Source organism: Trichocoleus sp. FACHB-90 (assembly GCF_014695505.1).
Lineage (GTDB): Bacteria > Cyanobacteriota > Cyanobacteriia > Cyanobacteriales > FACHB-T130 > Funiculus > Funiculus sociatus.
In genome coordinates this window covers 136,674-142,673 of the sequence record NZ_JACJOK010000026.1, presented here as the reverse complement: position 1 = coordinate 142,673, position 6,000 = coordinate 136,674, and the positions used below count along the sequence as shown (strand labels likewise).

6 protein-coding genes are annotated in these 6,000 nt (G+C 40.5%); 2 read left to right on the top strand and 4 right to left on the bottom strand.

Annotated features, from left to right (window positions below; genetic code table 11):
• Window positions 1–145: 145 nt before the first annotated feature.
• Window positions 146–1,087, top strand: coding sequence for a hypothetical protein (locus H6F74_RS08210; RefSeq protein WP_190438904.1), 942 nt, complete (start codon window positions 146–148; stop codon window positions 1,085–1,087).
• Between the two features lie 141 nt (window positions 1,088–1,228).
• On the opposite strand, the gene H6F74_RS08205 is transcribed toward H6F74_RS08210, so the two are convergent.
• From H6F74_RS08205 to H6F74_RS08190, 4 genes are all read right to left on the bottom strand, one after another.
• A complete protein-coding gene (locus H6F74_RS08205; protein WP_190438902.1) occupies window positions 1,229–1,591 on the bottom strand; it encodes an aspartyl protease in 363 nt (120 codons plus the stop codon).
• On the bottom strand, window positions 1,588–1,905 hold the full coding sequence (locus H6F74_RS08200; RefSeq protein ID WP_190438900.1) for a hypothetical protein: 318 nt from the start codon (window positions 1,903–1,905) through the stop codon (window positions 1,588–1,590). Before H6F74_RS08200 ends, H6F74_RS08205 begins: the two co-directional genes overlap by 4 nt.
• A 210-nt stretch (window positions 1,906–2,115) precedes the next feature.
• The gene (locus H6F74_RS08195; RefSeq protein WP_190438898.1) at window positions 2,116–2,721 is read right to left on the bottom strand and encodes a hypothetical protein; all 606 of its coding nucleotides are present in this window, start codon (window positions 2,719–2,721) and stop codon (window positions 2,116–2,118) included.
• A gap of 374 nt (window positions 2,722–3,095) precedes the next feature.
• Window positions 3,096–4,055: a hypothetical protein gene (locus tag H6F74_RS08190; protein WP_190438896.1), complete on the bottom strand. Its 960-nt coding sequence runs from the start codon at window positions 4,053–4,055 to the stop codon at window positions 3,096–3,098.
• A 296-nt stretch (window positions 4,056–4,351) separates the two neighbouring features.
• Here H6F74_RS08190 and H6F74_RS08185 point away from each other — a divergent pair, with 296 nt between their 5' ends.
• On the top strand, window positions 4,352–5,320 hold the full coding sequence (locus H6F74_RS08185) for a hypothetical protein (RefSeq protein WP_190438893.1): 969 nt from the start codon (window positions 4,352–4,354) through the stop codon (window positions 5,318–5,320).
• The last annotated feature ends 680 nt before the right edge of the window (window positions 5,321–6,000 follow it).

The window sequence follows — 6,000 nt, the reverse complement described above, 5'->3', positions numbered from 1 at the left end:
ATTGAAGAGCTAGAGTATTTATTGCATCAGCTTTTAAATGAAGGGGAGTTGATTATTAAATGGGGACGAAAGATTAAAAACAAGGGTGATGCTCTTACCACAGTTTAAATGCTTAACAGCTTACTCTAATTATCTAACATTTCCCATGCAAGAAATTCACTTAGGCTTTCATGAAGTAGATAAAATGAATGATACCGTCAATGTATTTTGTCCGGTGCTTTTAGCTTTAATTCTTTCTTTTGTATGGCTGGGCTATAACTTAGGCATTTTCAAAAGTTCAATCAAAATTAATGATGAGAAAGGAGTATTAATACCATCCTTATTTTTGTTGGTATCTCCTTTCTTATTTACCTATTTATTTTCTATTAAAATTTATGATCATATTCCTGAAATAGTTAGATCAATTTTACCAGTAGCTACTTTTATGTTAGGTCAATTTATCACTAAGCGTGAAAAACGAAAAGAAGCTAATAAAAAGGAAAAAGAACTAGCAAATATGCTTTTGGTCATAATCGATCAGGCTGTGATAGATTTCCTATATCGCCTCGAAGGAAAATTAATGTGTGTCACGGATGGTAGAGAAAGTTTTGATTTCATCAAAACTTATTATGAAAAATACAAGCCTGAAATTGACGCTGATTATCAAAAGATTCGTAATCAAGCAGAAATATTAACCATACACGCTGGAGTAGAAAGTGTATTTTATATTAAGAGAGTGAGAGATTCTTTAGAATATATGTATTCACTAGAGCCAACTCCACAAAATATACTTCACACATTGATTGAAATTCGTTCGCTTAAGCTTGCAGGGTATGAAAACATACTAATATTGATTAAAGAGGTAATAAATAATGACGTTTTATTCAACCGCGTAATTGCTAAATTAAAATCTGAGCGAAAGAGGTTTTTGCAAATAAGAGAAAGCCATGACCTTTACTTAAATTATTGGATAAATAGAGGAGAGAATGAATATAGAAAGAGGCAAGAAGCCAATCCTTACTTAGGTTATAATATAAATACTGAATCTCAAGCTATCAACCACATTGAGGATACATTTAAGTTTTTTAGAATTACTGATTATGATTAATACAGTGGGGAATAATCATAATTATTACTATAATTGCAAAATTTTATATTTACGAGCGCTCCTTTTTTCTCTAGGTAATCCTGAAATGTGTTGAATAGATGGAGTGACAAACCAGGAAGATAAAATATTGTCTTTACCCCATTACTCCAATGTCAATAATCCTGCTGAAAAATGCGCTACTAGCCGCCGCTGTCTTAACCAAGGCGCACCAATAAGAGTTTCCCTAAATGCAGCTCCTGCAACGACTTCAATAGTAAATTCTTCTCCATCCAATACAACTTTTCCCAAGTAAGTATCGAGAGTAGTTTCACCCATTGCTGTCTGGACATCCCGCGTTTCTATTCGACGCCAACCAAGACCTTGTAAATCCTGGTTGTTAATTGCTAGCCATTCAGTACAGCCTGTATCCAGTAGTGCTATCGTAGGAAAATTTTCACCATTGGCAGCAATCAAATCAATCTCAAAAAATAGCTGACCTATTTCATCAAACTCACCTTGGATCATATCCGTCCGCAAACTCCTGTCTCGTTGAGACGGAAAGTAGCAAATATAGCCTGCGGATGTTTCTCAAGCGCCTTTTTTAAGGCAGTCATGCTGTCTTGGGCTACGAAATAATCCTCGGTGTTTGGTTCAATGACAATGAACCAGTTGTAGTGATTTTCGATTAATTCAGGTTGGTGCCGTTCAAAAATTACACGGCCTTTCTGGTGAAATGCTTTCCTTTGAGATTCTTGTCTAGCTTGTTCTTCTGGAGATATGGTGAGTTCTGGGAATATTCTGCCACGTCGTGCTTGGCGCTCAGATTGTTGTTGTGTCATATTTTTAAACTTACATATATTTAAAGTGATTTTATCATAATAATAAGAAAACTTATCTTTTATTGAGAAATATATAAAAACGATCGCTTCTTTTTCATAGAAAGCGATCGCTACTAATTCAATTCTGTTCTGACAACAAAAGTTTGTGCAGTTTAAAACACAACAAAACCAGGGATTTCTTCCTAAGCTTACCTTTCAGCGAAGTTTGCTTTATCCAGCATTACCTTCACTTTCCACTGGCACTAAAATGTATTTTATCTGCTTCTCAGATCCCTTGACAATCTGACTACTAGATGGATTGGCATTCTCAGTTGCACCCTTCAATGCTTCTCCCGTACCTCTTACATTCTCGTTAACATTCTCAGCTGCATCCTTGAGTACATCCACTGTACCTTTTACAGTTTCGTTAACATTCTCCGCTGTACCCTTAACTGTGTTCAGCGTATCTTTTACAGTGTAATTAACATCTTGGGTTACACCCTTAACTTTGTCCCCTACATCTATTACTGTGTCATTAACGTTGACAGCTACGTTCTTTACCCCGTCACCTACGCTTCTTACAGTTTGGTTGACACTTTCAGCTGCATTCTTGACTGTGTTTCCTGCATTTCTTACAGTCTGATTAACCCTATCAACAGAACCCTTATTAGCCAAAGCGCCAGCTATTGCACCCACGGTAGCACCAATGAATGCTCCAATCGCTATTTTAGTGAACGCATTATTCATACCTGTGCCTGCTGAAGGAGCATCATATTCATGCGGAATTTGCTCAACAAATATTTCATCTTCATCCAAAAATTCGTTGCTCTCAATCATAAAAATCGTTTCCTTCCTACTACATAAAACTGATGAATAGCCGTTTGCTTATACCATTTAACTTTTTTCCCACTACACTAATATCTTTTGTTAGCCTACCTTTAAAAGTGGGTTAGGGTTATCAAATGTGTATCCTTCCAAAAGTAAATTGGTATTAGCTCAGCAAAAAGCAATATCTAGAAAAAGCAATATCTAGCTACCCAACAAATACAAAAGAATAGTTAGGGAACGGTTAGCTTCAACCCAAGAAATTGCGGTTTTTCGGCTTTACATGGGTAAGGGTAAATAGAGAAAAGTTAGGAGTTATGAATTTATGAATTATTAACTCCTAACTCCTAATCCCATTATCCATTCCCACTCATCAAAAATTGCTTCTAAATGTCAGCAGTATCTTCATAAGGCTGTATTGCAGGAACTTCTCCTTCTTGGAGATAGGTTGCAACATCTTGCTCCTGCGGGCCGGAAATGTACGCCGTCTGAATATCCATGTCTCTTTCCATGCCGATGTCACCAGTCGTAACCTGCGGCGTATTTAGAACCGGGCGCTCTTTAGCTATCTTGATGTCCTGATTGTAAGATGGCTTGAGATCCTCAGCTTTATCCTGAACTGAGTCCAATGCACCGACTACAGATTGCTTGGCATCCTCAGTATTATCCTTTAGCTGGTCTGCTGCACCTGCTATAGCTTGCTTGGCATCTGAAGATGCACCTTTTACTGCATCCAATGCACCTACGACAGCGTGGTTAACACCTTGAGCGGTATCTTGTAATGTGCCTACTACAGCGTAGTTAACACCCTCAGCTACACTCTTAACCGCCTCACCTACACCTTTGGCTGTCTGACCAACACCGCCAGCTACAGTCTTTGCTGCCTCGCCAACACCGCCAGCTACAGTCATTGCCGCGTCGCCTACACCTTTAGCTGTCTGACCAACACCGCCAGATATAGTCTTTGTCGCGTCGCCTACACCTTTAGCAGCGTGTTTAACACCCTCAGATGTTCTCCTACCAGCCAAAAGACCAGCTAATGTGCCTAATGTCGCACCGATGAGTCCTCCCATCAGCGCTCTAGATAAGCCTGGATTCATGCCGCTGGATTGTTGCCCAACATTCATGCTGCTGGATTGCTGCCCAACATTCATGCTGCTGGATTGCTGCCCAACATTCATGCTGCTGGATTGTTGCCGACCAACGGGTTGAGACGTAATGGTAGGACTATTGTCTTCTCTAATTCCAGTACCTATAGTTACGTCTTCTGTACGAACGTAGGGTTGAGCAGTTACGCTACCAGCTTGGTCGTCACGTTTATCGAAAGATTGTATGTTATTAGTCATTAATTGTCTCCTTTGTTCCCAAGCAGCTAAATTTTGTTTTGGCGTAGCTTGTCATCACTTGTAACTTTAACGAGCCGCAATAAAGACTTAACTGAGCTAAAGGCAGACATCACCAAACACATAGTGCATCGGTAGGTAGATTCTTAGCGCCAATCATTGTATATGGCTATACCTTGGTAAATGTTTAGCGATGTCTCTCTTGAGGTCGGTGTAAGTGTATACGTGCGATCGCTAAATTGGCGATAGCGGGGACATTGAGATCGTTAAGGCGTTTTGGTAGGCAGGAGACGGGCATTATGACACAGAGCAACCAGCCTTTTGATCGGCATGACGAAAATACTGACCGGATTCCGGCACAGTCCAGCGTTCCTCCAGCAGACACTGGCATAAATGGCGCTGATACTGTCTTAGATGGAGCTAACGAAGATACTGACGCGGCTACCGAAGAGTCCGGCGTTCAGCCAACAGGCACCCGTAGGCGTGTCGCTAATGCTGCTTTAGCTGGAGCAACCTTTGGTGCTGTAGTCAGCGCGGCAGCTGCGGCGTTTACTGGTAAGGGTGTAGGTGAGGGTCTTAAAGCAATTGTTGAAGGTGTAACGGATTTAGTAATAAAAGGTGCTACTGCGGGTGTTGCACCTACTATTGAAGGTGCAATGGACACACTTAAAGGTGCTGCTGTGGGTGTTCAACCTACTATTGAATATCCCTGGGATACGCTTCAAAGTGCTACGGGTGTTCAACCTACTATTGAAGATGCCAGCAACACACTTAAACCTACTGCTGCGGGTGTTCAACCTACTATTGAAGATCCTTGGGATACGCTTAAACCTGCTGCTGCGGGTGTTCAACCTACTATTGAAAATGCCAGCAACACACTTAAAGCTGCTGCTGAGCCTGTTGTTAAACCCCCTGTATCTCCCGTTGATTCTATCCCCAAATCTTTAGACCCGCCCCCTGCGACTGGTGCAACTGGTAGTGTTGCTAGTGATGTAATGAACAGCTCTGCTTTAGTGCAGCTGTTACTGAGTCAGGTAGGTAGCGAACTGGCGATGAGTTTCTACGAGCAGCTACCAGCAGTTGTTCTTGCTGAAATTCAACGGTTAAGCACTAACCCCACTCCGGAAGAGCAACAGCGAATAAGAGATAGCTGGACAAAAGCTCTAGAACCTATAGCTATTGCGATTATCCAATCTGGACAATTATTCAAACCCAGCACTGTGTATCCCACAAACAACGGGCATCGTAAGCATACTGAAGTAACTTGAGGCAATAGTTAATAGATTTTTAAAGCCAAGAATGGATACAAATATTGTAAGGATTCAGCTTTAAAATTGAGGAACTAGAGACGAAGGTAGATCGCTCTATCGACGTTTGGAGGGTTTTTTGCTGTCTAAATCTTTACTTACTTTGAGGCGCTCGATATCTTATCTGAGGTCGTCGAGTATTTTGTGTAGCTGACACAGCGCCCAGCTTGTTCCACGATCATGCTGACCAGTTCTTCTTTGGACAACTGGCTAAGGCTTTTCGGGCCTGGTTGTTGCGCCTAGTCTGTGATTCATAGTGAGTGCATCTGCTGAGTTAGGGCTATGGCGCTTGCTAAACTTACTGATGAAAAGCTCACCTGGTGTACTTAAGCCTAAGTTTTTTGTCATGGAACCGCCTCACTGTTCGAGGTGGATTGCATTTCTATATCATAATATTGACAGCCGAATTTAGATACTCTTAACCTAGTTTAAATAATGTTAATGAGCATAGATCGATATGTATTTTTTGTACAAATAAATATTAACCTATCCAAAAATATGTTAATTAGCTAAAAATGTTTTTATGTGAAAATTTGACTTTTTTATATAAGTTGTTGAGGAGATAGATATACTGAAATTGCAAGCACAAGCTGTCTGGATGCCAACACGATTAAGACTGGTTTTGATTTATGACTTTTATG